A 25,618-nucleotide genomic window follows, 5' to 3' on the forward strand; every position below is an offset into this window, starting at 1 on the left:
TCTACAGCCAGTCCAGCGCCCACAGACGCCACACGCCCGTGCCGTCCGACAGGTACTGCCCGCCGGAGACGTCCTTGCCGCTCAGTACGTAGTCCTTCCTCTGCCACAGCGGCACCAGCGGCACGTCCTGCGCCACGATCAGCTGGAGCTTCTTGAAGTCGTCCGCCGTACGGCCGCGCTCGCTCGACCGCTGGGTGTCCAGGATCAGCCGGTCGATCTCGGGGTTCGCGTAGCCGTTGCTGAGGCTGTTCCCGCTGCCGACGAGCGGCTGACTGAAGTTGTCCGGGTCGGGGAAGTCCATGACCCAGCCGACGGTGTACGCGTCGAACCTGCCTGCCGTGTAGTCGGCCTGGAAGTCCGGCCACTCGGCCTTCTCCACCACCTGCACCTCGAAAAGGCCGTCGGCTTCGAGCTGCCGCTTCAGCTCGGCCGCCTCCTGCCTGGCCGCACCGCCCAGCGCGTACCCCAGCCTGATCCTGACCGGGGGCTGCACTCCGGCGTCCAGCAGCAGCTGCCTGGCGCGCGCCGCGTCGTGCGTGGAGTACCTGTCGAAGAAGGGCGTGCTGTGTCCGGTGATGCCCTGCGGGATCAGCGAGTACAGCGGCTCGACGGTGCCGTAGTAGACCGACGAGGCGATGCCGGAGCGGTCGACGAGCCCGGCGGCGGCCTGCCGCACGGCGCGCTCGGCCAGCGGTGAGCCCTTGCGGACGTTGAAGACGAGGTTGCGGATCTCCGAACCGCCGGCCTCGCTGATCCGCTGGTCCGGGTCGCCGGGAGCCAGCCGGGCGACGACCGCGGGCGGCATCTGCCGGTGCGTGACGTCGACCTTCTTGACCTTCCAGGCCTTCTCCAGCTCCTCGGACTCCTTGAAGTACCGGATGCTGATCGCGTTGCCGACGTGTCCGACTGCGCCCCGGTACTTGGCGTTGGGTTCGAGGCGGGCGCCCACGCCCTTCTCGTACGCCTTGAGCACGTACGGTCCCGAGCCGTCCACCGCGTTGCCCTCACGCAGCTTCCCCGCCGGGTACTTGGTGCGGTCGACGATGGCTCCCGCGCCCGTGGCGACCTTGTACGCGAAGGTGGCGTCGCGGGTCGAGAGGTCGAAGGTGACCGTCAGGCCCTGGGCCCTCACGGACTTCAGCGACGCGAAGAGGGACTTGGGGCCGACGTCGGCCTTGATGTTCATGACCCGGTCGAAGGAGTACTTGACGTCCTCGGCGGTGATCGGACGGCCGCTGGAGAAGGTCAGGTCGTCGCGTAATTCGCACCTGTACGTCCGGAGCTCGCTGCCGACGAAGCCGCAGCTGCTCGCGGCGTCGGGTACCGGCGAGGCGGAGCCGGGGCCGAAGGTCATCAGGGACTGGTACAGGTTGCTGTAGAGCGCCCACGAGCCGGCGTCGTACGCCCCGGCGGGGTCGAGTCCGGTGACGGCGTCGGTCGTGCCGACCTTGATCGGGGCCTTGCTCCCGTCGCCCGGAGACAACAGCTGCCAGCTACCGACACCGGCTGCGAGCAGTACCGTACAGGTCGCGAGAATCCGTAATCGGACCGACCGCATCGCCGCGCTCTCCTCATCGCCTCACCTGCCGGCATGCGGACGATCCGCACTCCCCCCGGAGATCCGACTCAGCCAATCACACGAACTACCCCTGGGGAAGGGGTGGTTGAATGGCTCGGTCATCCTTTCGAGGCATGAGATCGAGGAGGTACTACGCCTGGCGCGAGGCCAGTTCCACCACCGTGATGTCGGACTCCGCGCCCACCCGGACCGGCGGGCCCCATGCCCCCGCGCCCCGCGTGACGTACAGCTGTGTGTCGCCGTACCGCTCAAGACCGGCGACGGTCGGATTCGCCTGGGCGGCGATGAAGTTGCCGGGCCAGAGCTGCCCGCCGTGCGTGTGCCCGGACAGCTGGAGGTCCACCCCGTGGCGTACGGCGTCGTGGATGACCACGGGCTGGTGGGCGAGCAGGACGGACGCGCGGGTACGGTCCCGGTCCCCCAGCGCCCGTACGAAGTCGGGCCCCTGCCCCTCCCTCTCCCCCGCGATGTCGTTGACGCCGGCGAGGTCGAAGCCCGCGATCTCGACGCGGTCGTTCTCCAGCGGCCGCAGACCGAGCTCGCGCACGTGGTCGACCCACTCCTCGGCGCCGGAGAAGTACTCGTGGTTGCCCGTGACGAAGAAGGCCCCGTGCCGGGCCCTGATCCGGGCCAGCGGCTCGGCGGCGTGCCCCAGGTCGGCCACGCTCCCGTCGACGAGGTCACCGACGACGGCCACCAGATCGGGCTGGGCGGAGTTGATGGTGTCGACGATCCGCTGCGTGTGGGCGCGCCCGAGGACCGGCCCGAGGTGTACGTCGCTGACGACGGCGATCCGGAACCCGTGCGCGCCACGGGGCAGTTTGGCCAGCGGCACCGTGACCCGCTTCAGCCGCGGCCCACGCATCACCCCGTACGTCCCGTAGCCCACGGTCCCCAGCGCGGCCACGGCAGCACCCGCGCCCACCACCCGCGCGACGAACAGCCGCCGCGAGAAGTCACCGGAGGCGGTGGAACCGCCGGCCACGTCGGCCGCGACCGGAGGCTCGGGGGAGGGCGGCGCGGGAGGTGCGGGTTCCGTCACCGTGTCCGTGCCGCCGGGCGCGGGCGAGGTGTCGCAGGCGCCGAGCCGCGAAGGCGCTCGCGCCCCACCCGCGGCCGAACCGCGAGCCGATGCCGCGGGAAGGAGCTCAGCGGGTGAAACCCCGTCGGCAGTCGCGGACTCCCGGCGGCTCGCCCACCACCGCAGCAGCGGCCGCACCGCCTCGCCGATCACCAGCGCCATCACCAGATACATCAGCACTGCCAGCCACATGTACCCCGGCCACGCCAGCACCTGCTGCGCCCAAAACGGCACACCGGCCCGCGCCGACACCAGCGCCCCGACCGCCAGCAACGGCAGCAGCACCGCCGCCACCGTCCCCGCCCGCCGGGCGACGCCGCCCGGCACGGTCGTGTCGCGGACCAGCCTCCGCCAGACGTACCAGTGCGCCCCGGCGAACAGGGCGAGGACCGACAGCGCGACGAGAACGAAGACGACGACCACAGTTATCCCTGGCTCCGCTCACGTCGCAGGGCCCGCACACCACGGAACCCGATCACCCCGACCGCCGTCCCCAAGAGAAAGGACGTGACGGCGAGCAGCAGATGCACCCAGAAGTACGTGGTCGGGTCACCCGCGTCGTCGAAAGCAAGCCCGCTTCCGTCCTTCAGCAGATTCTTGACGAAAGTGATCCAGATGAACCAGCTCCACACCCCGAAGGCGAGCAGGAACCAGGAGACGGAGCGGCTGAGCTTCATAGGCCCAGTATCGCCACCCCACCCCGGTACCCGCCGCCGGGGTGGGGACACCGGCCCCGCGCCCTGTACGTTCTTGATCGTGTCCGCCGTTAAAAAGACCGCACTGACGGTCCTCTCCGCCGCGCTGCTGCCCGCACTCACCGCACTGCCCGCGCACGCGGCGACCGCGGACGACAAGCCCGGCGCCCGGCAGCCGAAACCCCCCGCCGTGATGTCGACGGTCGGCGGCGCGCAACTCGGTCTGCCCGGTACGCAGGTGAAGCTCGGCCGGGGCGCACCCATCCTCCCCAAGGAGGTGAGCGGCCGGTCGTGGATCGTCGCGGACGCCGAATCGGGCGACGTACTCGCATCGCACAACTCCCACTGGCGGCTGCCCCCCGCGTCCACCATGAAGATGCTCTTCGCGGACACGGTCCTGCCGCGGCTGTCCAAGACGCAGCAATACAAGGTGAAGGACACCGATCTGGCGGGAATCGGCGCGGGCAGCAGCCTCGTCGGCATCAAGGAGGACCACACCTACTCCGTCCACGACATGTGGCTCGGTGTGTTCCTGAGGTCCGGCAACGACGCCGTGCACGTCCTGTCGGAGATGAACGGCGGGTGGGACAAGACCGTGGCGGACATGCAGACGCACGCCGACGAGCTCCAGGCGCTCGACACCACCGTCGTCTCACCCGACGGCTACGACGCGAAGGGGCAGGTCAGCAGCGCGTACGACCTGACGCTCATCGCCCGCAGCGGCATGCAGAAGAAGGACTTCCGCGAGTACTGCTCCACAGCGACCGCCACGTTCCCCGGTGAGAAGAAGAAGGGGAAGAAGCGCGAGAGCTTCCAGATCCAGAACACCAACCGCCTGCTGACGGGGGCCTGGGGCGTCGAGCCGTACAAGGGCATCGCGGGCATCAAGAACGGCAACACCACCCACGCGGGGGCGACGTTCACGGGCGTCGCGCAGCGCGGCGACAAGGTGTTGCTGGTGACCGTCATGAACCCGTCGGCGAGCGAGGGCAGCGCCGTCTACAAGGAGGCCGCCCGCCTGCTCGACTGGGGCTTCGAGGCGTCGGGGAAGGTCACGCCGGTCGGTGAGCTGGTGCCGCCGAAGTCCGCGAAGACGGGCCAGGGCGCGCCGCCCGTGAAGGGCAAGGGCAAGGGCCGCAGCGCGGGCACGGGTGACACCGCCGCCGCGAAGGACGGGCAGACGCAGCTGGCGGCGACGGACGAAGGAACCAGCGGCGTGGGCACCGCGCTCGCGATCGCGGGCGGTGCCTTGGTGGTGCTGGCCGCAGGGGTGTTGCTGGTCAACCGCCGCTGGCCGCTGCCCGCCCTGTCGCGTCGCCGCCCGCGCCGCTAGGGGGCGCGCCGGTGGGCGGGGGCTTCTGGGCCTTGTCGGCTGACGTCTCGGGCTCCTCGGGCTCCTCGGCCTCCTCCGCGTCGGACCGTTCCTCCTCCGCCTCCGCCGCCCGCTCGCTGTCGTGCCGCGTCGCCGTCCAAGCCGCGCAGCACAGCAGCAGTTTCGCCGTGAGGTTGATCCACAGCAGCAGGGCGACCGGAACGCCGAAGGCCCCGTACATGCTCTTCGCCGCGACGCCCTTCATATAGCTGCCCAGCAGCACCTTGAGCAACTCGAAGCCGATCGCGCCGATGAGCGACGCCGTGATCAGCCGGTGCCTGGCCGGCTGCACCCCCGGCAGCAGCGTCAGGACGTACAGCAGGATCAGGAAGTCCGCGCCGACCGCGAGGGCGAGCGCGGCGATCCGCAACAGCACGCCTCCCGCGCCGCTTTCGGACATGCCGACCTGCTCGGCGGTCCAGTCGACGGCCGTCGAGCCGATCGAGGAAGCCGCCCAGGACGAGAGCCCGATCACGCCGAGGCCGGCCAGCACACCGGCGTCCTTGAGTTTGCGGAGGAAGAGGTTGCCCTCGTCGGTGTCGTCCAGCTCCCAGACGGCCCGCAGGCACTCCCTCATCGAGCCGACCCACCCGATGCCCATGAAGAGCAGCACAGCGCCGGCGACGATTCCGACGGTGCCCGCGTTCGCCACCAGGGATTCGAGGTCGAGCTGCCCGGAGATGCCGGGCACCTGCTCGGCGATCTTGTTCTCCATGCGGTGGAGCTGATCGTCGGAGAGCAGGGCCGCGCCGATCGCGGCGGCGACGGTGATCAGCGGGAAGAGGGCGAGAAAGCTGATGAAGGTGATCGCGGCGGCCAGCCGGGTCCAGTGGGCGCGATCGAGCGTTTCGTACGTACGCCATGCGTGAGTGACCGCCAGCCGCCGCGTCACGAACGGGCCGACGACGGGCAGATTCTTCAGCCAGTCCATGACGAACGCTTACCCTCCGAGGCGAAAACCAGCGTCCTGGTCCCCCAGAAACGCAGGCATGTCGCGAGCGCCATGCCGACGACCGCTCCGGAGACGGTGTCGGCGCGGGGCGACGTCAGCCCGAGGCCGTAGTGCGAGGCGGTGAGACAGAGGAGTTGTACGAGCGCTCCCGCGACGTTGACGGCGAAGAAGACGGCGTACTGCCGCGCCCGCTCCCGGGCGCGGACCACCACCCGCCGCCGGTAGGTGCCGAGTGCGTTTCCGGCGTACGCGACCGAGCATCCGGCGACGAAGGACAGCGCCTTCGCGGTGAGCGGGTCCCAGCCGAGCGGGCCGCGCAGCCACATGAAGAGCGCGAGGTCGACGGCGTACGCACAGCCGCCGGCGAGCGCGAAGCCGCGCAGCTCGGCCCAGGTCGAGCTGCCCCCGGCCCGTCTCACAGATCGGCCACGGCAAGCCCGTACATCGCCACCCAGACGAGCCCGATGACGGCGAGCCCCCGGTCGCGCAGGACGACGTCCTCGGGGGCTCCGGCCGTGCCCCGGTCGGCGAAGACGGCGTACCGCAGCACGGAGAGGATGAACGCGACCATCGACAGCTGGCGCCACGGCAGCAGGCTGCCGTTGGCCGTGCCACCGCTCTCCAGGGCCCACAGGCAGTACGCGAGTACGGCGACCCCGGCCGCGAGCTGCCAGACGAAGCGCAGGTATCCGGTGGTGTATTCGCCGAGGAGGGCGCGGGTGGCGCCGCGCTTCTCCGGGCGGCCGGCCATCTGCACGGCCTCGGAGTAACGCTTCGCGGCGACCATGAAGAGCGCGCCGAAGCCCGCGGTGATCAGGAACCAGCGGGAGAGGGGGATGTGGAGGGCGACCCCGCCGATCATCGCGCGCATCAGGAAGCCGGTGGTGACGACGGCGAGATCGACGACGAGGACGTGCTTCAGCCGGACGCAGTACGCGAGCTGCATGGCGACGTACGCCGTGAGGAGAGCGGCCGTCATCGCGTTGCAGAGCAGGACCGCGGCGACCGGCGCGAGGACGGCGAGCAGCCCGCCGGCCGCGTACGCCACGGGTACGGGGACCTGTCCGGCGGCGACGGGGCGGTGGCACTTGACGGGGTGCGCGCGGTCGGCGTCGGCGTCGCGCGCGTCGTTGATGAGGTAGACGGCGGACGCGGCGGCGGTGAACAGCACGAAGACGACGGCGAGTTGGGCGACGGCGTGGCGGGAGGCCAGTTCCCCCGCGGCGGCGGGCGCGGCGAGGACCAGTACGTTCTTGACCCATTGGCGGGGGCGCGCGGTGCGCAACAGTCCGGCGGGCAGGCTCAGGGGGCGTCGCTTCGGCGGTCTCGGGGGTGCGGCAGCGCGGCGGGGCTGCCCGATCACGGCGGTGGCGGCGGTTGTTGTGGTGGTGGCGGTAGTGCTGCTGCTGTGCTCAGGCATGTACGGCACCTCCTTCAGCCACGGCCACCGAGGCGCTCGCGGCGGCGGTGGTCGTCCCGGTCGTGACAGTGGTGACGGTGGTGACGGTGGCCGGCCCGGTCATCCAGGCCGCGCCGAGTCCGGCGGTGATCCCGCCGAGCAGGACACCGGCCACCACATCGGTCGGGTAGTGGACCCCGGCAACCAGCCGCGACACGCACATCGCGGCGGCCAGCGGCGGCGCGAGGTGGTGCCCGACGGGCCGCAGCGCGCCGAAGGCCACCGCCGCGGCTGCCGCCGAGGCCGCGTGGGAGCTGGGGAACGAGTGCCGGCCGGCGGTGGACACCAGGGGCTCCAGGGCGGCGAGTTGGGGGCGGGCGCGGCGTACCGCCAGCTTGACGGCCATGCTCGCCAGGTGCGCCGCACCGACCAGCGCCGTACCGCGCAACCAGGCGCGGCGGCGCTCGTGGTCGGCCCCCGCGCCCAGCAGGCCGGCGGCAATCCAGACGGCGCCGTGCTCACCGCACCAGGAGAGCCCCCGGGCGGCGGACGCCACGCGTGGATCCGTACCGCAGTCCCGCATTGCCGACAGCAGACGGCGATCAACCTCTCGCATCTGTCACCCCTCTTCCGTAGCGGCGACCCGGCCGGTCGGTCGGCCGCAGGCCAGGGGCGACTCTGCTCGGATTAAGCAGACTAGTCATGTTAATTGCCCACGACACACCACCAATCACCCATTCGCCCAGCACAACAGGCGATTTACAGAACTGCGATGTTTAGGGACGATACGGTCACTGCCATGTCTGTCGACACCGCCTCAGTGGAAGTGACCGGTTGGGGCCGCACCGCCCCGACAACCGCCGCCCGCCTGGTCCGGCCGCGTTCGTACGAGGAGGCGGCGGCAGCGGTCCTCGACTGCGGGACGGGCGGGGGGCACGCACCGCGCGGCGGCATCGCCCGCGGGCTCGGCCGGGCGTACGGCGACGCGGCACAGAACGCGGGCGGCTCCGTACTCGACATGACCGGCCTCGACCGCATCCGTACGATCGACGCCGGGTCGGGCGTCGTGGTGTGCGACGCGGGCGTGAGCCTGCACCGGCTGATGGAAGTGCTGCTGCCGCTCGGCTGGTTCGTGCCGGTCACGCCCGGAACGCGGTACGTGACCGTGGGCGGCGCGATCGGCGCCGACATCCACGGCAAGAACCACCACGGCTCGGGCTCCTTCTCGCGTCACGTCGTCTCGCTCGAACTGCTCACCGCCGACGGCGAGGTACGTACCGTCCCTTCCGGCACCGACCTCTTCGACGCCACGGCGGGCGGCATGGGCCTGACCGGCGTCATCCTCGGTGCGAGCATCCAACTCCTGTCCGTCGAGACCTCGTTGATGTCGGTCGACACGGAACGGGCCACCGACCTCGACGACCTGATGGCCCGGCTCACCGCCACCGACCACCGCTACCGCTACTCGGTCGCCTGGATCGACCTGCTCGCGCGCGGAGCCGCCATGGGGCGCTCGGTCCTCACCCGGGGGGATCACGCCCCGCTCGACGCGCTCCCGGCGCGCGCCCGCCGGGCGCCGCTGACGTTCCGGCCGGGCAGGCTCCCGGCCGCGCCCGGCTTCGTACCGGAAGGGCTGCTCGGCCGGGCGACGGTGGGGCTGTTCAACGAGCTCTGGTACCGCAAGGCGCCCCGCGCACCTCGCACCGGCGAGATCCAGAAGCTGTCGACGTTCTTCCACCCGCTGGACGGTGTCCCGCACTGGAACCGGATCTACGGGCGCGGCGGATTCGTCCAGTACCAGTTCGTCGTCGGGTACGGACAGGAAGAGGCCCTGCGCCGGATCGTCGGACGCATCTCGGGGCGGGGCTGCCCGTCGTTCCTCGCCGTACTGAAACGCTTCGGAGAGGGCGATCCGGGCTGGCTGTCGTTCCCGCTGCCCGGCTGGACGCTCGCGCTGGACATTCCGGCGGGCCTGCCGGGACTCGGCGCGTTCCTCGACGAGCTCGACGATGAGGTCGTGGCGGCCGGCGGCCGCGTCTACCTCGCGAAGGACTCGCGGCTGCGGCCGGAACTGCTGGGCGCGATGTATCCGCGACTGCCGCGATTCCGGGCGCTGCGCGCGGAACTCGACCCGCGCGGCGTCTTCGCGTCGGACCTCTCCCGCCGCCTTTCCCTCTGACTTACGGTCTTCCACCCTCCAGGAGCGCACTCATGAAGGACGCCTTCGGCACCCCGCAGTCCCTGCTCGTCCTCGGCGGCACGTCCGAGATCGGCCTCGCCACGGCCCGCCGCCTGATCGCGCGCCGCACCCGTACGGTCTGGCTGGCCGGCCGCCCGTCCCCCGGCCTCGAAACGGCGGCGGCCGGGCTCCGCGCGCTGGGTGCGGAGGTCCGTACCGTCGCCTTCGACGCGCTCGACCCGGTGGCGCACGAAGACAAGCTCGGCAAGGTCTTCGCCGAGGGCGACATCGACATGGTGCTGCTGGCCTTCGGCGTCCTCGGCGACCAGGCGCACGACGAGGAGCAGCCGCTGTCGGCGGTCCGGATCGCGCAGACCAACTACACGGGCGCCGTCTCGGCGGGCCTGGTGTGCGCGAGGGCGCTCCAGGGACAGGGCCACGGCTCACTGGTCGTGCTGTCGTCGGTGGCGGGCGAGCGCGCCCGTCGCGCGAACTTCATCTACGGATCGAGCAAGGCCGGCCTGGACGCCTTCGCCCAGGGCCTCGGCGACGCGCTGCACGGGACGGGCGTACACGTGATGGTCGTACGCCCCGGATTCGTCCGGACGAAGATGACGACGGGCCTGCCGGAGGCCCCACTGGCGACCACGCCGGAGCTGGTCGCCGCCGCCATCGAGCTGGGGCTGCGGCGCCGCTCGGAGACCGTGTGGGTGCCGGGGGCCATGCGTGCGGTGATGTCGGCGCTGCGCCATCTGCCACGGCCGCTGTTCCGGCGGCTGCCGGTCTGAGGGGGTCCTCCCCGCCTCGCAGGGCGCTCCCGGCGGTCAGGAGCGCAGTGAAGGCCGCGCAGGCTGGTCCACCGGTGAGTTCTGCGCGGGCACGACGCCCGCCGCCCCGCCGCCGAACGCGTACTCACGGAGCTTGCGCCACACGCCGTCCGCACCCTGCTCGTACAGCGCGAACCCGGCGCAGGCCCACTGGGCCTCGTACTCGGAAAGCTCTTCGTACGCCCGGTCCATGCCCTCTTCGGAGATGCCGTGGGCGACCGTGACGTGCGGGTGGTACGGGAACTGGAGCTCGCGCACGAGCGGCCCCGACGCGTCCCTGACCCGCTTCTGGAGCCACGCGCACGCCGCCGCCCCCTCGACGACCTGCACGAAGACGACCGGCGAGAGCGGACGGAACGTACCCGTCCCCGACAGCCGCATCGGGAAGGAGCGCCCGGACGACGCGACCTCCGCGAGGTGCGCCTCGACGGCGGGCAGCAGCGCCGCGTCGACCTCCGTGGGCGGGAGGAGGGTGACATGCGTGGGGATGCCGTGCGCGGCCGGGTCCCCGAAGCCCACGCGCCGCTCCTGGAGCAGGCTGCCGTACGGCTCCGGGACCGCGATCGAAACGCCGAGCGTTACGGTCCCCACGTCGTTCTCCTCCGTCGTCGTCCAGTACGTCCTGTGGTGGTGCTGCCAGTGTGCAGTGTGGCGGGCGCGCGGGCCCTGTGGCCAGAGTCCTTGGTCCGAACCTTGGCGGTCAGTGCTTGGCCGGCAGCAGGCCGACCTTCTCGTAGGCCTGGGCGAGGGTCTCCGCGGCGACCGTACGGGCCTTCTCGGCGCCCTTGGCCAGGATGGAGTCCAGCGTCTCCGGGTCGTCCAGATATTCCTGGGTGCGGGTCCGGAACGGAGTGACGAACTCCACCATGATCTCGGCGAGGTCCGTCTTGAGCGCGCCGTACATCTTGCCCTCGTACTTCTTCTCCAGCTCGGCGACGGTCTCGCCGGTGAGCGTGGAGTAGATGGAGAGGAGGTTGCTGACGCCCGGCTTCTCCACGGCGTCGTAACGGATCACGGTGTCCGTGTCCGTGACCGCGCTCTTGATCTTCTTGGCGGTCACCTTGGGCTCGTCGAGCAGATTGATCAGGCCCTTCGGCGTCGACGCCGACTTGCTCATCTTGATCGCCGGGTCCTGGAGATCGAAGATCTTCGCCGTCTCCTTGAGGATGTACGGCGCCGGGACGGTGAACGTCTCGCCGAAGCGGCCGTTGAAGCGCTCGGCGAGGTCGCGGGTCAGCTCGATGTGCTGGCGCTGGTCCTCGCCGACCGGGACCTGGTTGGCCTGGTAGAGCAGGATGTCCGCGACCTGGAGGATCGGGTACGTGAAGAGGCCGACGGTGGCGCGGTCGGAGCCCTGCTTGGCGGACTTGTCCTTGAACTGCGTCATGCGGGAGGCCTCGCCGAAGCCGGTGAGGCAGTTCATGACCCAGCCGAGCTGGGCGTGCTCGGGCACGTGGCTCTGCACGAAGAGCGTGCAGCGGTCCGGGTCGAGGCCGGCGGCCAGCAGCTGGGCGGCGGCCAGCCTGGTGTTGGCACGCAGTTCGGCGGGGTCCTGCGGAACCGTGATCGCATGCAGGTCGACGACCATGTAGAAGGCGTCGTGCGATTCCTGCAGGGCGACCCACTGGCGTACGGCGCCAAGGTAGTTGCCGAGGTGGAACGAGCCTGCGGTGGGCTGGATGCCGGAGAGCACGCGAGGACGATCAGAGGCCATGAACTCATTCTCTCAGGTGTCGAACCCAACTCGGTTCTCCGGTGTATCAAGAGTGTGAGGACGCGGGAGGGGACCCTGGAGGGGGCCGGGGAACCCGAGGCGTACGCGGAACTGGTGCGCGCCTGCAACGGAAGACGTGGTGCGGGCGGCGTTTTCTTCAGGGCGTACCAGTCGCCGGGGCGCTTCGGGGACGGCTCGGCCTTCCGGCCGTGGTCGCTGCGAATTGTCGCAAATGAGACGAGAAACACAGTGCGCTCGGCGAGTCGGCTGCGGGCGGCCACGGCGGGGACCCGGGCCCACCGGGGCCCCGCCGTCGACTCATCGATTCGTGAAGGACATCAGTCCGTCGGAAGGCCGGGTGCCGGGAAGGCGGCCATGAGGTCGGCGACCTCGGCGCGGATCGCGGCGAGCGCTTCCTCGTCGCCGGTGCGGGCGGCGGTCACGCCCCGGTCGATCCAGTCGGCGACGGCCGGCATGTGTTCCGTGGCGAGACCGCGCGAGGTGAGGGAGGGGGTGCCGATGCGGACGCCGGAGGGGTCGAACGGCTTCCTCGGGTCGTAAGGGACGGTGTTGTAGTTGACGACGATCCCGGCCCGGTCGAGCGCCTTCGCCGCCACCTTGCCCGGTACGTCCTTCGGGGTGAGGTCCATCAGGATCAGGTGATTGTCGGTGCCGCCGGAGACCAGGTCGAAGCCGCGCGCGAGCAGTGCCTCGGCGAGCGCCTTGGCGTTGTCGACGACCGCGTGCGCGTAGTCGCGGAAGGAGGGCTGGGCCGCCTCGTGGAGGGCGACGGCGATCGCGGCGGTGGTCTGGTTGTGCGGGCCGCCCTGGAGGCCGGGGAAGACGGCCTTGTCGATGACCTTCGCGTGCTCCTCGCGGGACATCAGCATGGCGCCGCGCGGGCCGCGCAAGGTCTTGTGGGTGGTCGTGGAGATCACGTCGGCGTGCGGGACCGGGGACGGGTGGGCACCGCCCGCGATCAGCCCGGCGATGTGGGCGACGTCCGCGACGAGCACGGCGCCGGACTCGCGGGCGATCTCCGCGAAGGCCGCGAAGTCGATGGTGCGGGGGAGGGCGGTGCCGCCGCAGAAGATCAGCTTCGGGCGCTCCTTGAGCGCGAGGTCACGGACCTCGTCGAAGTCGATGAGCCCGGTGTCGTGGCGTACGCCGTACTGGACGCCGCGGAACCACTTGCCGGTGGCCGAGACGCCCCAGCCGTGGGTGAGGTGGCCGCCCATCGGCAGGGCCATGCCCATCACGGTGTCGCCGGGCTCGGCGAAGGCGAGGTAGACGGCGAGGTTGGCGGGCGAGCCGGAGTAGGGCTGGACATTGGCGTGGTCGACGCCGAACAGGGCCTTGGCGCGGGCGGTGGCGAGCCGCTCGACCTGGTCGATGTTCTGCTGGCCCTCGTAGTAGCGCCGGCCCGCGTAGCCCTCGCTGTACTTGTTCTGCAGGACGGTGCCGGAGGCTTCCAGCACGGCCTGCGAGACGTAGTTCTCGCTGGGGATCAGGCGCAGGGTGTCGGCCTGGAGCTGTTCCTCGGCTCCGACCAGCGCGGCCAGTTCGGGGTCCGTGGCGGAGAGTGCTGGGTGGCGGGGCGGGAGATTCGCAGCGTGGCTGAGCGGGAGAGTCATCTTGTCCTCCGGGGCGAGCGGTCAGTGTCCGTCGTGATCCCGGGGTGCCCAGGCGGGCGGCACCTCGTGCTGTTGTTCCCCGCACGGCTTCCCCGCGGTCTGTTCCGCGTACGCCAGTCGCCGTGCGTACCCGCCACCCTAGCGGCCGCACCGCAAAGCATGGTTTCTTCGTCCGGCATACGAGCGACGATAGAAAGGGGCACCATCCCTGCCCCTCGCCGGATGGATTTGTTGCGACGATCGGAGACCCCGTGTCGACCACCACCCAAGCCGCCATCACCTCTGCCGAGGCACACAGCGCGCACAACTACCATCCCCTCCCCATCGTCGTCTCGTCGGCGGAGGGCGCCTGGATGACGGACATCGAGGGGCGCCGCTACCTCGACATGCTCGCCGGGTACTCCGCACTCAACTTCGGCCACGGCAACCGCCGGCTCATCGATGCCGCCAAGGCGCAGCTCGACAGAGTGACGCTGACCTCCCGGGCCTTCCACCACGACCGGTTCGCCGAGTTCTGCGCACAGCTCGCCGAGCTGTGCGGCATGGACATGGTGCTGCCGATGAACACCGGGGCCGAGGCGGTGGAGACCGCGGTGAAGACCGCCCGCAAGTGGGGCTACAAGGTCAAGGGCGTACTGGACGGCACGGCGAAGATCGTCGTCGCGGCCAACAACTTCCACGGCCGTACGACGACCATCGTCAGCTTCTCCACGGACCACGAGGCCCGGGCGGACTACGGCCCCTACACGCCGGGCTTCGAGATCGTCCCGTACGGAGACCTGACGGCGCTCGACGCCGCGGTGACCGACAACACCGTGGCCGTACTGCTCGAACCCATCCAGGGCGAGGCGGGGGTCCTGGTGCCGCCGGCCGGATACCTGGCGGCCGTAAGGAAGTTGACCCGCGAGCGGAACGTGCTCTTCATCGCGGACGAGATCCAGTCGGGCCTCGGCCGTACGGGCAAGACCTTCGCCTGCGAGCACGAGGGCGTCGTCCCCGACATGTACGTCCTGGGCAAGGCCCTGGGCGGCGGCGTCGTGCCGGTGTCCGCCGTCGTGTCGTCGGCCGAGGTGCTGGGGGTGTACGGGCCGGGCGAGCACGGTTCGACGTTCGGCGGAAACCCGCTGGCCTGCGCGGTGGCGCTGGAGGTCATCGCGATGCTGCGCACCGGCGAGTTCCAGCAGCGCGCCACCGAGCTGGGCGACCACCTCCACCAGCAGCTGGGCCTGATGGTGGGCGGCGGCGCGGTGGAGGCGGTGCGCGGCCGCGGGCTGTGGGCGGGCATCGACATCACCCCGTCGCGCGGCACGGGCCGGCAGATCTCGGAGAAGCTGATGGACCGGGGCGTACTGGTCAAGGACACGCACGGCTCGACCATCCGGATCGCCCCGCCGCTGGTGATCAGCAAGGAGGACCTGGACTGGGGCCTGGACCAGCTCGGCGCGGTGCTGGCGGGCTAGGGACCCGTACGACCCACTGCACTGCTCCGTGCGTTCGCTGTGGCAGAGCGCGGCGAACGCACGGTTCGGTGGTGGGTGCGGTCACCGCTCGGGGCAGTGCACCGCGGGATTCCGCGCCGGCGCCCGTCAGAGGATGACGTGCGGCAGGAAGCGGGCGTACTCGTCCGTGATCAGGCCCGAGGACTCCCGGATGCCGAGGCCCGCCGCCTCGTCCTCGACAACCCACGCACCGAGCACGACACGGTTGCCGTCGAAATCGGGCAGCGGGGCCAACTCCTGGTAACAAACCGGCTGTTCGCCGCCGGGCCGAGCGGCTGCGGGGGCCGAGCCCGGCTCGTAAATCGTGACACCGGCGCCCTCCCGGCCGAGCAGCGGCTTCGCGACGTAGCCGGGACCGCCGGGGGCGGCCAGCTCGCGCGGGCCGTCGAGATACGCGGCGAGCAGGTTCGGGTGGCCGGGGTAGAGCTCCCAGAGGATCGCGAGCAGCGCCTTGTTGGAGAGCAGCATCTTCCAGGCCGGCTCGATCCAGCAGGTGGTGCCGGTGCCGCCGCCGTTGTCGAGGGTGTTCAGTACGTGCGGCCCGAACCGGTCGGTCGTCAGCCACTCCCACGGGTAGAGCTTGAAGCAGCTGCGGATGAAGCGCAGCCGTTCGTCGACGAAGCGGCCCGACAGCCGGTCCCAGCCGATCTGTTCGACCGACAGCGCCTCGGTGACGAGCCCGGCCTGCTGGGCGGTCTCGCGCAGATACGCGACCGTCATCAGGTCTTCGCCGAGTTCGTCGCCGTCCGAGTGGACGAAGTGCAGCGGCCCCGGCGGCAGGAGGTGCGCCTGGCGCTTCCACGCGTCGACCAGCCGCTCGTGCAGCGAGTTCCACTGGTCGGCGCCGGGGAAGCGTTCCTCCATCCAGAACCACTGCGGGCTGGCCGCCTCGACCAGCGAGGTGGGGGTGTCGGCGTTGTACTCCAGCATCTTGGCGGGGCCCGACCCGTCGTACCGCAGATCGAACCGGCCGTAGATGGAGGGAAGTTCGGCCCGTCGCCGCCAAGAGGTGGCAATGCGTGAGACCAGTCGCGGGTCCGTGATACCGAGGTCGGCGAAGCGGTCGTGCTCGACGATGTGCGCGGCGGCGGCCAGGCACATGGCGTGCAGCTCCTCGACGACCTCCTCCATCGCCTCGACCTCGGGCAGCGAGAACTCGTAGTACGCGCTCTCGTCCCAGTAGGGGCGGAGCGACCCGTCGGGGAAACGGGTCAGCGGGTAGATGAGGCCCTGCTCCTCGACGGTCTGCTGCCAGCCGGGGCGGGGCTCGATCGTGTGTCGCTTCATCGGTGAGTGCCTGGGTGCCTGTGCCTGGGCCCGAAGGCCCGGTCAGCCGCCGCCGGAACCGGAGGAGCCGAAGCCGCCCCGGTCGACCGCGGACTTGTCGAAACTGCCGTCCGTGACCTTGCCGCTGCTGACGTGGCCGCCGTAGTAGTACCTGCCGTTGCTGGAGCCGTCATCGTCGTCGCACTCGTAGTCGGGCAGCACTTCCTGCGTGACCCGGTCCACGCACCGCTGGTCCGGCTCCGAGCCGCAGGCGGTGAGCGTCGCCGCGAGCACGCCCATACCGCCGAGCAAAACAGTGCCCGACCTCAATTTGCGCCGTTGTGCCGCCATGTCCCGGCCCCTCCCCCGTCGTTCGAACAGATTCTCCAGACCGTCCGACAGACTAGATGGCCCGCTTCCGTCGCCGGAACCCGGTGCCCGATCTCCACCCATCTAGAGTCGGTTTGTGATCCTTGGGATGATCTGCGCACTCTCTTCGGCGGTCTGCATCGGTACGGCTTCCGTGCTCCAGGCAGTCGCCGCGCGTGCCGCGCCGCCCGGCACCGGCAGCGGAGTCGACGTAACGCTGCTGCTGCACGCCCTGCGTCAGTGGCGGTACGTCGTCGGTCTCGCCCTCGACGGCCTCGGCTTCGCGCTCCAGATCGTCGCCCTGCTCACCATCCCCATCTACGCGACCGAGGCCGCCCAGGCCGCGAGCCTCGCCGTCACCGCGGTGGTCGCCGCGCACGTACTGAAGGTCCGGCTCAGGGGCACGGAGTGGGCGGCGGTGGCCGTGGTCTGCGCGGGGCTGGCGATGCTCGGGCTGTCCGTCGGCGCGGAGGGGGAGAGCGACGGCCCGCCCGCCCTGCCGTACGCCCTGCTCGGGGTCGCCTTCGCCGTACTGCTCGCAGGCGCCGTGGCGGGCCGCCTGCCGGGCCGGGCCCGCGCGCTGGTACTCGGCTTCGGCGCGGGCACGGGCTTCGGTGTGGTGTCGGTCTCGGTACGGCTGATCGACGACCTGGCGCCGTCTGCGCTGGTCGCCAATCCTGTCTCGTACGCCCTTCTGCTGGCCGGCGGTACGGCGTTCCTGCTGCTCACGTCGGCGTTCCAGCGCGGCTCGGTGACCACGGCGACGGCGGGCATGGTGGTCGGCGAGACGATCGGCCCGGCCGTGGTGGGCGTCGTGTGGCTCGGCGACCGCACCCGCGAGGGCCTGGCGGTGGCAGCGGTCCTGGGCTTCGCGGTGGCGGTGACGGGCGCACTGGCCCTGGCCCGGTTCGGCGCCCCGCCGGCGGCCGCCGCGGCGGGGTCGCCCGACGCCCCGTAGCCGGCGCTGCCGTGCCCGGCTTGGGCACCGCGCGAAACCACCGTCCGGGTTGCAAGCCTCCTCAGCCACATCCAGCCCGGCCGGCGCTTGAGGCCTTCCGGGGAGGGGCGGGGCGGGGGAGGAAAAGGCCCCGTGGGCGCCCCCGGCGCAGACGCTCGCCGGGGGTGGTTTATCGTTCATCCATGCGTGGAGCGTGCCGCCGCAATGCGGCCGCCAGCCGCACCCGTACGAGCCCCGGTCGGTCCCCCCGTCCGGCCGGGGCTCCCCCCTCTCCCCCTCCGTCGGCCAGGCCAGGCGCGAGCCGTCACGGCAGCGCCCGGCACAGCGCGTCCAGCGCCCCCGCCCACGCGCTGTCCGACGGCCTCGCGTACCCGACGACCAGCGCGTCCCGGTCCCGCTCCGCCGACGGATGCCGGAAGCTGCCCACGCCCTCCAGCGCGAGCCCCTGCCAGGCCGCTGCCTGCACCACGGACCGTTCCGTGCCCGCCGGCAGTTCGAGCACCGCGTGCAGCCCCGCCGCGATCCCCGTCACCCGTACGTCCGGCGCACGCTCAGCCAGCGCCGCCACCAGCTGGTCGCGCCGCCGCCGGTAGCGCAGCCGCATGGAACGCACATGGCGGTCGTACGCGCCCGAGGCGATGAACTCCGCGAGCGTGAGCTGGTCCAGAGAGCTCGACGCCCAGTCGACCACCCCCTTGGCCGCCGCCACCTCCTCCGCGAGCGCCTCCGGCAGCACCATCCAGGCCAGCCGCAGTCCCGGCGCGAGCGACTTGCTCGCCGTACCCAGGTAGACGACCCGCTCCGGATCGAGTCCCTGAAGGGCGCCGACCGGCTGCCGGTCGTAGCGGAACTCCCCGTCGTAGTCGTCCTCCAGGATCAGTCCGCCCGTACCGCGCGCCCAGTCCACGGCTGCCGCGCGCCGGTCCGGACGCAGGGCGACCCCGATCGGGAACTGGTGGGCCGGCGTCAGCAGCACCGCCCCCGCGCCCCGCAGCTCCCCCAGCTCGCCGGTGCGCGATCCGTAGCCGTCGAACCCCAGCGCCGGGGTGCGCAGCCCGCCGTCCGTAAGCAGGTCCCGGTGGAAGGGCAGACCGTACGACTCGACCGCCACCTCCCGTACGCGCCGCTGCCTCAGCACCTTCGCGACCAGCATCAGCCCGTGCACGAACCCGGAGCAGATGACGACCCGGTCCGGCGTGGCCCGCACACCGCGCGCCCGCGCCAGATACTCCGCGACCGCGGTACGCAGTTCGACACGCCCGCGCGGATCGCCGTACCCGAACGCGTCGTGCGGCGCTGCGGTCAGCGCGCGCCTGGCCGCCTTCAGCCACTGGGCACGCGGAAAGGACGCGAGGTCGGGCGAGCCCGGCATGAGGCTGTACGCCGGGTCGCGCCGCGCGCTGTGCCGCGTCGCGGCGGCCGGTGCGGCCTTGCGCGGCGCGGCCACGGCCCGCTGCGCGACCCGCGTGCCCGAGCCCTGCCGGGCGGTGAGGCGGCCCTCGGCGACCAGCTCGGCGTACGCGTCGGCGACGGTGTTACGGGCGACGCCCAGGTCGGCGGCGAGCGAACGCGACGACGGCAGCCGCGCCCCGGGCGCCAGCCTGCCCGTACGGACAGCTTCGCGCAGGGCCTTCGTCAGGCCCGTACGCAACCCGGAAGCGCCCATCTCCACATGCAGGTCGATCCCGGCGATGACATCGGCGGCTGCCGCCGAAGTGGCCCATGAATCCGTCACGGAAATGGACCATACCGGTGCGCCAACCGCGCCGTAGCGTCGTACCCATGACGATCGACAAGGCCACGGCAAGCACCGAGTACGCCCCCGAGCACACCCCCCGCCTTGACATGGCGAAGCTGGCCCCCGAGGTCTACAAGGCCATGAGCGCGCTCGCCGGGGCGGCGAAGAAGGGCCTCGACCCGGTCCTCGTCGAGCTGGTCACGATCCGCGCCTCACAGATCAACCGCTGCGCCTTCTGCATCGACATGCACACCAAGGAGGCACTGGCCGCGGGCGAGACGGTCGAGCGGATCGTCCAGCTCGCCGCCTGGGAGGAGTCCCGGCACTTCTACACGGAGCGGGAGGCCGCGGCGCTCGAACTCACGGAGGCCGTGACCGTCCTGACCGAAGGGTTCGTCACGGACGAGGTGTGGGAGAGGGCCGCCAAGCACTTCGACGACGCGGAACTGGCCCAGCTGACCGCCGTGATCACGGTGATCAACTCCTGGAACCGTTTCGCGGTGACGACCCGCATGGTCCCGGGCCACTACACCCCGGGTGCCTTCAAGCACTGACACACGCGCCACGGAGACGAGGCGCGGCGAGGGGCCCGCTGCCAGGCAGCGGGCCCCTCGCCGAACCTCACCTGCCGTCTACTTCTTCGGCATCCAGGTCTTCCACGTCGACTCGTTCGCCTTGACCCACTTCTCGGCCGCGGCCTCGGGCGACAGCTTCTCGTCCGCGATCATCAGGGCGACCTCGTTCTGCTGCTCGGTCGTCCACTTGAAGTTCTTCAGGAACTCCGCCGCCTTGCCGCCGTTCTTCGCGAAGTCCGCGTTGAAGAACTTCTGGAGCGGCGTGTTCGGGTAGGCGCAGGCGACCTTCTTCGGGTCGGCGTCGCAGCCTTCCTTGTACTCCGGCAGCTTGACCTCGACCATGTCGATCTCGGCGTTCAGCCACTGCGGCGTCCACCAGTACGTCAGGAACGGCTTCTCCGCCTTGGCGTACTTCTTCATGGCCGTGATCTGGCTGGCCTCGGAACCCGAGTAGTTCGTCTTCAGGTTCAGCTTCAGGTTCTTGATGATCGCGTCGTCGTTGGTGACGTAGTCGGGCGAACCTTCGAGGATCTCGCCCTTGTCACCGCTCTCCGCGGTCTTGAACTCGTCGGCGTACTTGTTGAGGTTCTTCCAGTCCGTGACGTCCGGGTGCTTGTCCGCGAAGTACTTCGGCACGAACCAGCCGATGTGCCCGGTGACACCGAGGTCGCCGCCCTTGACGACGGTCTTCTTGGTGTCGACGTACTGCTTCTCCTCCTTGGGGTGGCCCCAGTCCTCGAGGATCCCGTCGATGTCGCCCTTCGACAGCGCGTCCCACGCGAGGACCTCGCCCATCTGCTGGGTCTTGACGGTGTAGCCGAGCTCCTTCTCCAGGAGGTACGCCGCGACAGCGGTGTTGGCCTGGGCGCCGACCCACGAGGGGACGGTCAGCTTCACGGTCTTCTTGTCGCCGGCGTCGTCGCTCTTGCCGGTCTCGGCGGCGCCGCACCCGCTGAGGGCGAGCAGGCCGAGGGCGGCGGCGGAAGCGACGGCCGTACGAAGTATGCGTGTGTTCGTGCGCATGGTGAGGATGTCTCTCTTCTGGCAGGAATGAGGCAAAGAGTGGGTGGAGTCAGCTGTCGTCACGGCCGCGGGAGCGGCCCGCGCCGGGCTGGGTGAGGCGGTCCAGTACGAGCCCGAGGCAGACGATCGCGGCGCCGGCCGTCATGCCGACACCCATCTCGCCGCGCGAGAGGCCCTTGACCACGTCGTAACCGAGCGCGCCACCGCCGACGAGGCCGCCGACGACGACCACGGCGAGCACCAGCACCACGCCCTGGTTGACGGCGAGCTGCAGTGCCGGGCGGGCCAGCGGCAACTGGACCTGGAGGAGCTGCTGGCGGGAGCCGGCGCCCAGGGAGCGCGAGGCCTCCAGTGCGGACGGGTCGACATCCCTGATGCCCTGGGTGGTGATGCGTACGACTGCGGGCAGCGCGTACACAACGGCCGCGATGATCGCGGAAGCGCGCGTGACACCGAACAGCGCGACCACCGGGATCAGATACACGAACTGCGGCATCGTCTGCATGGCATCGAGCACCGGCCGCATCCACCGTTCGAAGCGTCCGGCCCGCGCCGCCGCGATCCCGAGCGCGAAGCCCAGCAGCAGTGTCACGAAGAGCGCCGCGATCACCTGGGACAGCGTGTCGAGGGACTTCGTCCATACGCCGAGTACGCCGATGGCGCCCATCGCGAGCGTGGAGGTGACCGCGGTCGCCCACGACCCCACCAGCCACGCCAGCCCGGCGACGATCAGCAGCAGCGCCCACCAGGGCATCCACACCAGCCCGTCGCGCAGCGGGTTGAGGATCCACAGCGTGAAGCTCTCCGACCACACCTCGGTGCCGCCGATGACCGGGATGCCCGACGTGAGGTGCTCGGTGATCCAGTCCTGGGCCTTGTTGACGGGCGTGGAGATGTCGTACGTCCAGCCCTCCGGCCAGGTCTGCGTCAGCAGCGCCCGCCCGGCCGCGGCAGCGGCGGCGGTGACGACGGCGACCAGCGCCCAGGCGCGCCACCCGTGCAGCAGCCGCGAGCCGCCCGGCACGGAGGTGCCGATACGCTCGCCCGCCGACGCGGTCGTACGGTCGAGCCAGACCGCGATCAGCACGATCGGGATACCGGCCGCGAGCGCCTTGCCGACATCGACCGTGGAAAGAGCCGAGTAGACCTCTTCACCCAGCCCGCCGGCGCCGACGAGCGCCGCGATGACGACCATCGACAGCGCCATCATGATCGTCTGGTTGAGGCCGAGCAGCATTTCCTTGCGCGCGAGCGGCAGTCGCGCCGTCCACAGCCGCTGCCGGCCGCTGGCGCCGAGCGAGGCCGAGGCCTCCAGGACGCCGGCGTCGGCGCCGCGCAGCCCGAGGGCCGTGAGGCGGGCCATCGGCGGGGCGGCGTAGATGACCGTACAGAAGAGGGCCGCCGGCGTACCGGTGCCGAAGACGAGCACGAACGGCAGCAGGTACGCGAAGGCCGGCATGACCTGCATGGTGTCCAGCACCGGTCGCAGCATCCGGTGGAACCGGTCGGACAGCCCGGCCGCGAGCCCGAGCAGTATGCCGAGCACGGACGCGAGCCCGACCGCCACCACCATCAGCGCGATGGTGAGCAGCGTGGCGTCCCACATGCCCAGCAGCCCGCACACGGCGAACACGCCGGCCGCGATGCCCGCGGTCTTCGCGCCGCGCCGGTCGAGACCGGCGGCACGCCACGCGAAGAGCACCGCCATGGCGGCGAAGCCGACCCAGCCGAGCGCGTCGAGGCCGCTGTAGACGGCGTTGACCGCGTCGGTGGCGGTGTTGGAGAGGTGCAGCAGGAAGTACAGGAAGAGAGGGTGGGTCTCGCGGTTGTCGATGACCCACTGGTTGACGTCGTCGAGCGGACCCGACACGTCGACGGTCATGCCGGCGGGCCAGCTGCCCCCGCCCCACAGCAGGACTCCGAGCGGTACGAGCACGAACGCCGCGACGGCGAGCGCCAGCAGCTTCCGGCCGGCCCGGTGACGTACGACCGAGACGAACCGGCCGGGGGCGCGCCCAGCCACCTCCTCCTCCCTCGTCTCCGTCTTCTCCGTCATGGGGTCCTTCGGGGGCGAGGTGACGGCCGCCGTCATGCGGCGACCGCCTTCGCCGTATCGATGCCCGCGACGACGGCGAGCAGGCCCTGATGGTCTACGACGCCGATGCAGCGTCCGTTCTCCATGACGCGGGCGGGCTCACCGGTGCGGGCGACGGCCTCGATGGCGGTCGAGACCGTGGCGTCGGGTGAGACGGACGCGCCGGTCTCGGTCTCGGTCACGTCCTCGGCGGGGCGCATGGCCGTGCGTACGGTCATGACCTGCTCACGCGCCACGTCGCGGACGAAGTCGCGCACGTAGTCGTCGGCGGGCGATCCGACGATCTCCTCCGGGGTGCCGAGCTGCACGATCCGGCCGTCGCGCATCAGCGCGATCCGGTCGCCGAGCCGCAGCGCCTCGCTGAGGTCGTGGGTGATGAAGACCATGGTGCGACCCTCTTCGCGGTGCAGGCGGATGACTTCTTCCTGCATGTCGCGGCGGATCAGCGGGTCGAGCGCGCTGAACGGCTCGTCGAACAGGAGTACTTCGGGGTCGACGGCGAGAGCGCGGGCGAGGCCCACACGCTGCTGCTGCCCGCCGGAGAGCTGGCTCGGCCGACGCTCTCCCATGCCTCCCAGGCCCACCTTCTCGACGACCTCGGCGGCCTTGGCGCGGCGCTCGGACCGCCCCATCCCCTGGATTTCGAGCCCGTAGGCGACATTGTCGATGACGGACCGGTGCGGCAGCAGACCGAAGTGCTGGAAGACCATGGAGGCGCGGTGCCTGCGCAGTTCGCGCAGCCGCGACTTGTCCATGGACAGGACGTCCTCGCCGTCGATGGCGATGGCGCCGGAGGTCGGCTCGATGAGCCGGGTCAGGCAGCGTACGAGGGTGGACTTGCCGGAGCCCGAAAGCCCCATGACGACGAAGACCTCACCCTTCTGTACGTCGAAGGAGACGTCGCGCACGGCGGCGGTGCAGCCGGTGCGGGCCCGCAGCTCCTCGGCGGACAGTTCGGCGTAGTCCTTGTTCGCCGGTATTCGGTCGGCCTTCGGTCCGAAGACCTTCCACAGGTTCTGTACAGAGAAAACCGGTTCGGCAGCGTTCGTGTTTTTCGTGTGCTCAATAGCGGTCATCACGCATCACCTCCCGGTGCAGTTGTTGAGGCAAGCAGTTCGGCGCACTTCTCCCCGACCATCAGGACCCCGATCATCGGGTTCACGGCGGGCATCGTAGGGAAGACGGATGCGTCGGCGATGCGGATGCCTTCGAGCCCACGGATTTTCAAGTCCGGTGACACTACGGCAAGTTCATCTGAGGGTGCCCCCATCCGGCAGGTCCCTGCCGGGTGGTAGACCGTGTGCGCGACCTTGCGGGCGTACTCGCTGATGTCCTCGTCGGTGGTGACGTCGGGCCCGGGGCAGACCTCGCGCTTCAGCCACTTCGCCAGCGGTTCGGCCTTGGCGATCTCGCGCGCGATGCGGATGCCGTCGACGAGCGTACGGCCGTCGTAGTCGTCCTCGTCCGTGAAGTAACGGAAATCCAACGAGGGCTTCACAGACGGATCCGCGCTGGTCAGGAAGAGCCGGCCGCGGCTGCGCGGCTTGGGGATGTTCGGGGTCATCGACACGCCGTGCGCGGGACGTTCGTACCCGAGCCGCTCCGGATTGTCCGTGAACGGAATCTGATAAAAGTGGAACATCAGATCGGGCCCGCGGCTGTCGGGGTCCCTCCGGACGAACAGCCCCGCGTCGGAGTCCATCGCCGAGTTCTCGGGGATCGGCCCGTCCGTCTCCCAGACGATGACCGACTCGGGGTGGTCGAGCAGGTTCTCGCCGACGCCCGGCAGGTCGAGCGCGACGGGAATCCCGAGCGCTTCGAGATCGGCCTTCGGACCGATACCGGAGTGCATCAGCAGTCGCGGGGTGTCCACAGCCCCCGCACACACCAGCACTTCACGACTGGCCTCGACGAAAACTTCCTCCCCACCCTTTGTCCGGACGTGCACACCGGTGGCCCGCGTCCCGTCGAGCTCCAGCTTGTACGCCCAGGTCTCCAGCATGATGTGGAGGTTCGGCCGGTCGAGGAACGGATGCAGGTACGCGACGGACGCGGACGAGCGCTTGTTGTTCTCGGGGTGATAGGCGAGGTCGAAGAACCCGACGCCCTCGTGGAACGGCTCCCGGTTGAACCCCTCGACACGGGGTACGCCAATGGCCTCCTGCGCCGCGTCGACGAAGTCGCGGGCGATGGCGTTCCGGTCCTTCTCGTCGACCGGCACGATGTTGTTGCGGAGCTTGTGGAAGTACGGCCCCATGGCGGCGGCGTCCCAGCCCTCGGCACCGGCGGCCGCCCACTCGTCCCAGTCGGACGGCAGGGGCTGGAAGGCGATGAGGGTGTTGTGCGAGGAGCAGCCACCCAGGACGCGGGCGCGGCTGTGCCGGATGTGGGAATTGCCGCGTGGCTGCTCGGTGGTGGGGTAGTCATAGTCGAACTCACCGCCGAGCAGGCCCATCCAGCGGCGCAGCGTCAGCACTTCGGGGCGGTCGACGTCCGAGGGGCCGCCCTCGATCACGGCGACGCGGACGGACGGGTCCTCGGTGAGCCGGGACGCGATCACCGATCCCGCGGTGCCGCCGCCGACGACGACGTAGTCGTATACAGGCATGGGGTTACTGCTCCTCTTTCGTGCAACCACGGAAAAAATTGAGCCCGTCCGGCGT

General features: G+C 70.6%; 23 protein-coding genes, 1 pseudogene and 1 riboswitch. Of the genes and pseudogenes, 7 read left to right on the top strand and 17 right to left on the bottom strand.

Features of this window, described 5'->3' with window-relative positions:
* Window position 1 precedes the first annotated feature (1 nt).
* The 3 genes from AC1P0E_RS12745 to AC1P0E_RS12755 all read right to left on the bottom strand — a co-directional run bounded on the left by AC1P0E_RS12745 (window position 2) and on the right by AC1P0E_RS12755 (window position 3,337).
* Window positions 2–1,558 carry an ABC transporter substrate-binding protein gene (locus AC1P0E_RS12745; RefSeq protein ID WP_482742297.1) on the bottom strand — a complete coding sequence of 519 codons (1,557 nt, stop codon included), beginning with the start codon at window positions 1,556–1,558 and terminating at the stop codon, window positions 2–4.
* 151 nt (window positions 1,559–1,709) lie between these two features.
* Window positions 1,710–3,083, bottom strand: a complete 1,374-nt coding sequence (locus AC1P0E_RS12750; protein ID WP_482742298.1) for a metallophosphoesterase — start codon at window positions 3,081–3,083, stop codon at window positions 1,710–1,712.
* Between the two features lie 2 nt (window positions 3,084–3,085).
* The gene (locus tag AC1P0E_RS12755; protein ID WP_482742299.1) at window positions 3,086–3,337 is read right to left on the bottom strand and encodes an SCO4848 family membrane protein; all 252 of its coding nucleotides are present in this window, start codon (window positions 3,335–3,337) and stop codon (window positions 3,086–3,088) included.
* 79 nt (window positions 3,338–3,416) lie between these two features.
* On the opposite strand from AC1P0E_RS12755, the gene AC1P0E_RS12760 reads away from it, so the two are divergent.
* Window positions 3,417–4,688: a D-alanyl-D-alanine carboxypeptidase family protein gene (locus AC1P0E_RS12760; RefSeq protein ID WP_482742300.1), complete on the top strand. Its 1,272-nt coding sequence runs from the start codon at window positions 3,417–3,419 to the stop codon at window positions 4,686–4,688.
* Here the strand turns inward: AC1P0E_RS12760 and AC1P0E_RS12765 are convergent.
* The 4 genes from AC1P0E_RS12765 to AC1P0E_RS12780 are packed head-to-tail and all read right to left on the bottom strand — an operon-like array spanning window position 4,636 to window position 7,694.
* Window positions 4,636–5,658 carry a YihY/virulence factor BrkB family protein gene (locus AC1P0E_RS12765; protein ID WP_482742301.1) on the bottom strand — a complete coding sequence of 341 codons (1,023 nt, stop codon included), beginning with the start codon at window positions 5,656–5,658 and terminating at the stop codon, window positions 4,636–4,638. The two genes, AC1P0E_RS12760 and AC1P0E_RS12765, sit on opposite strands and share 53 nt — an antisense overlap.
* Entirely contained in the window at window positions 5,646–6,098 is a 453-nt protein-coding gene (locus tag AC1P0E_RS12770; RefSeq protein ID WP_482742302.1) for a GtrA family protein, read from the bottom strand. Before AC1P0E_RS12770 ends, AC1P0E_RS12765 begins: the two co-directional genes overlap by 13 nt.
* Window positions 6,095–7,099 (bottom strand): decaprenyl-phosphate phosphoribosyltransferase, encoded by a 1,005-nt coding sequence (locus AC1P0E_RS12775; protein ID WP_482742303.1) that lies wholly within the window; start codon window positions 7,097–7,099, stop codon window positions 6,095–6,097. The genes AC1P0E_RS12770 and AC1P0E_RS12775 overlap by 4 nt, the downstream gene beginning before the upstream one ends.
* Window positions 7,092–7,694: a phosphatase PAP2 family protein gene (locus AC1P0E_RS12780; protein ID WP_482742304.1), complete on the bottom strand. Its 603-nt coding sequence runs from the start codon at window positions 7,692–7,694 to the stop codon at window positions 7,092–7,094. The genes AC1P0E_RS12775 and AC1P0E_RS12780 overlap by 8 nt, the downstream gene beginning before the upstream one ends.
* A 183-nt stretch (window positions 7,695–7,877) precedes the next feature.
* On the opposite strand from AC1P0E_RS12780, the gene dprE1 reads away from it, so the two are divergent.
* Both dprE1 and dprE2 read left to right on the top strand, forming a co-directional pair.
* On the top strand, window positions 7,878–9,257 hold the full coding sequence (dprE1, locus tag AC1P0E_RS12785) for a decaprenylphosphoryl-beta-D-ribose oxidase (RefSeq protein ID WP_482742305.1): 1,380 nt from the start codon (window positions 7,878–7,880) through the stop codon (window positions 9,255–9,257).
* 32 nt (window positions 9,258–9,289) lie between these two features.
* The gene (gene dprE2 / locus AC1P0E_RS12790) at window positions 9,290–10,045 is read left to right on the top strand and encodes a decaprenylphospho-beta-D-erythro-pentofuranosid-2-ulose 2-reductase (protein ID WP_482742306.1); all 756 of its coding nucleotides are present in this window, start codon (window positions 9,290–9,292) and stop codon (window positions 10,043–10,045) included.
* Between the two features lie 36 nt (window positions 10,046–10,081).
* On the opposite strand, the gene AC1P0E_RS12795 is transcribed toward dprE2, so the two are convergent.
* Together AC1P0E_RS12795 and trpS are read right to left on the bottom strand one after the other, a co-directional pair.
* Complete coding sequence (locus AC1P0E_RS12795; protein WP_482742307.1) at window positions 10,082–10,675, bottom strand: 2'-5' RNA ligase family protein; 594 nt, start codon at window positions 10,673–10,675, stop codon at window positions 10,082–10,084.
* Window positions 10,676–10,784: 109 nt separating this feature from the next.
* Complete coding sequence (gene trpS, locus AC1P0E_RS12800; RefSeq protein WP_482742308.1) at window positions 10,785–11,798, bottom strand: tryptophan--tRNA ligase; 1,014 nt, start codon at window positions 11,796–11,798, stop codon at window positions 10,785–10,787.
* 54 nt (window positions 11,799–11,852) lie between these two features.
* Between trpS and AC1P0E_RS12805 the strand changes: the two are divergent.
* Window positions 11,853–12,074 (top strand): annotated as a pseudogene (locus AC1P0E_RS12805) (siderophore-interacting protein); the annotation flags it as partial.
* A gap of 62 nt (window positions 12,075–12,136) precedes the next feature.
* Here the strand turns inward: AC1P0E_RS12805 and AC1P0E_RS12810 are convergent.
* The gene (locus tag AC1P0E_RS12810) at window positions 12,137–13,432 is read right to left on the bottom strand and encodes a serine hydroxymethyltransferase (protein WP_482742309.1); all 1,296 of its coding nucleotides are present in this window, start codon (window positions 13,430–13,432) and stop codon (window positions 12,137–12,139) included.
* Between the two features lie 39 nt (window positions 13,433–13,471).
* Window positions 13,472–13,563, bottom strand: a riboswitch (ZMP/ZTP riboswitch).
* Window positions 13,564–13,683: 120 nt separating this feature from the next.
* Here AC1P0E_RS12810 and rocD point away from each other — a divergent pair.
* The gene (rocD, locus tag AC1P0E_RS12815; RefSeq protein WP_482742310.1) at window positions 13,684–14,892 is read left to right on the top strand and encodes an ornithine--oxo-acid transaminase; all 1,209 of its coding nucleotides are present in this window, start codon (window positions 13,684–13,686) and stop codon (window positions 14,890–14,892) included.
* Between the two features lie 126 nt (window positions 14,893–15,018).
* Here rocD and AC1P0E_RS12820 read toward each other — a convergent pair whose 3' ends face one another.
* Both AC1P0E_RS12820 and AC1P0E_RS12825 read right to left on the bottom strand, forming a co-directional pair.
* Window positions 15,019–16,218, bottom strand: coding sequence for a glutathionylspermidine synthase family protein (locus AC1P0E_RS12820; RefSeq protein ID WP_482742311.1), 1,200 nt, complete (start codon window positions 16,216–16,218; stop codon window positions 15,019–15,021).
* A 42-nt stretch (window positions 16,219–16,260) separates the two neighbouring features.
* Window positions 16,261–16,497 carry a hypothetical protein gene (locus AC1P0E_RS12825; RefSeq protein WP_482742312.1) on the bottom strand — a complete coding sequence of 79 codons (237 nt, stop codon included), beginning with the start codon at window positions 16,495–16,497 and terminating at the stop codon, window positions 16,261–16,263.
* A gap of 178 nt (window positions 16,498–16,675) precedes the next feature.
* On the opposite strand from AC1P0E_RS12825, the gene AC1P0E_RS12830 reads away from it, so the two are divergent.
* Window positions 16,676–17,524 (top strand): DMT family protein, encoded by an 849-nt coding sequence (locus AC1P0E_RS12830; RefSeq protein ID WP_482742313.1) that lies wholly within the window; start codon window positions 16,676–16,678, stop codon window positions 17,522–17,524.
* A gap of 304 nt (window positions 17,525–17,828) precedes the next feature.
* Here the strand turns inward: AC1P0E_RS12830 and pdxR are convergent, their stop codons facing one another.
* Window positions 17,829–19,259 (bottom strand): MocR-like pyridoxine biosynthesis transcription factor PdxR, encoded by a 1,431-nt coding sequence (gene pdxR, locus AC1P0E_RS12835; RefSeq protein WP_482742314.1) that lies wholly within the window; start codon window positions 19,257–19,259, stop codon window positions 17,829–17,831.
* Window positions 19,260–19,306: 47 nt separating this feature from the next.
* Here pdxR and AC1P0E_RS12840 point away from each other — a divergent pair, with 47 nt between their 5' ends.
* On the top strand, window positions 19,307–19,816 hold the full coding sequence (locus AC1P0E_RS12840; RefSeq protein WP_482742315.1) for a carboxymuconolactone decarboxylase family protein: 510 nt from the start codon (window positions 19,307–19,309) through the stop codon (window positions 19,814–19,816).
* A gap of 78 nt (window positions 19,817–19,894) precedes the next feature.
* Here AC1P0E_RS12840 and AC1P0E_RS12845 read toward each other — a convergent pair whose 3' ends face one another.
* Genes AC1P0E_RS12845 through AC1P0E_RS12860 form a run of 4 tightly spaced genes read right to left on the bottom strand, consistent with a single transcriptional unit; the run spans window position 19,895 to window position 25,563 of the window.
* A complete protein-coding gene (locus AC1P0E_RS12845) occupies window positions 19,895–20,860 on the bottom strand; it encodes an ABC transporter substrate-binding protein (protein ID WP_482742316.1) in 966 nt (321 codons plus the stop codon).
* A gap of 49 nt (window positions 20,861–20,909) precedes the next feature.
* On the bottom strand, window positions 20,910–22,952 hold the full coding sequence (locus AC1P0E_RS12850) for an ABC transporter permease (protein ID WP_482742317.1): 2,043 nt from the start codon (window positions 22,950–22,952) through the stop codon (window positions 20,910–20,912).
* Window positions 22,949–24,031: a quaternary amine ABC transporter ATP-binding protein gene (locus AC1P0E_RS12855; protein WP_482742318.1), complete on the bottom strand. Its 1,083-nt coding sequence runs from the start codon at window positions 24,029–24,031 to the stop codon at window positions 22,949–22,951. The genes AC1P0E_RS12850 and AC1P0E_RS12855 overlap by 4 nt, the downstream gene beginning before the upstream one ends.
* Window positions 24,031–25,563, bottom strand: coding sequence for a GMC family oxidoreductase (locus tag AC1P0E_RS12860; protein WP_482742319.1), 1,533 nt, complete (start codon window positions 25,561–25,563; stop codon window positions 24,031–24,033). The genes AC1P0E_RS12855 and AC1P0E_RS12860 overlap by 1 nt, the downstream gene beginning before the upstream one ends.
* Window positions 25,564–25,618: the final 55 nt, after the last annotated feature.

This window comes from Streptomyces sp. TRD_SC_5 (genome assembly GCF_056836825.1).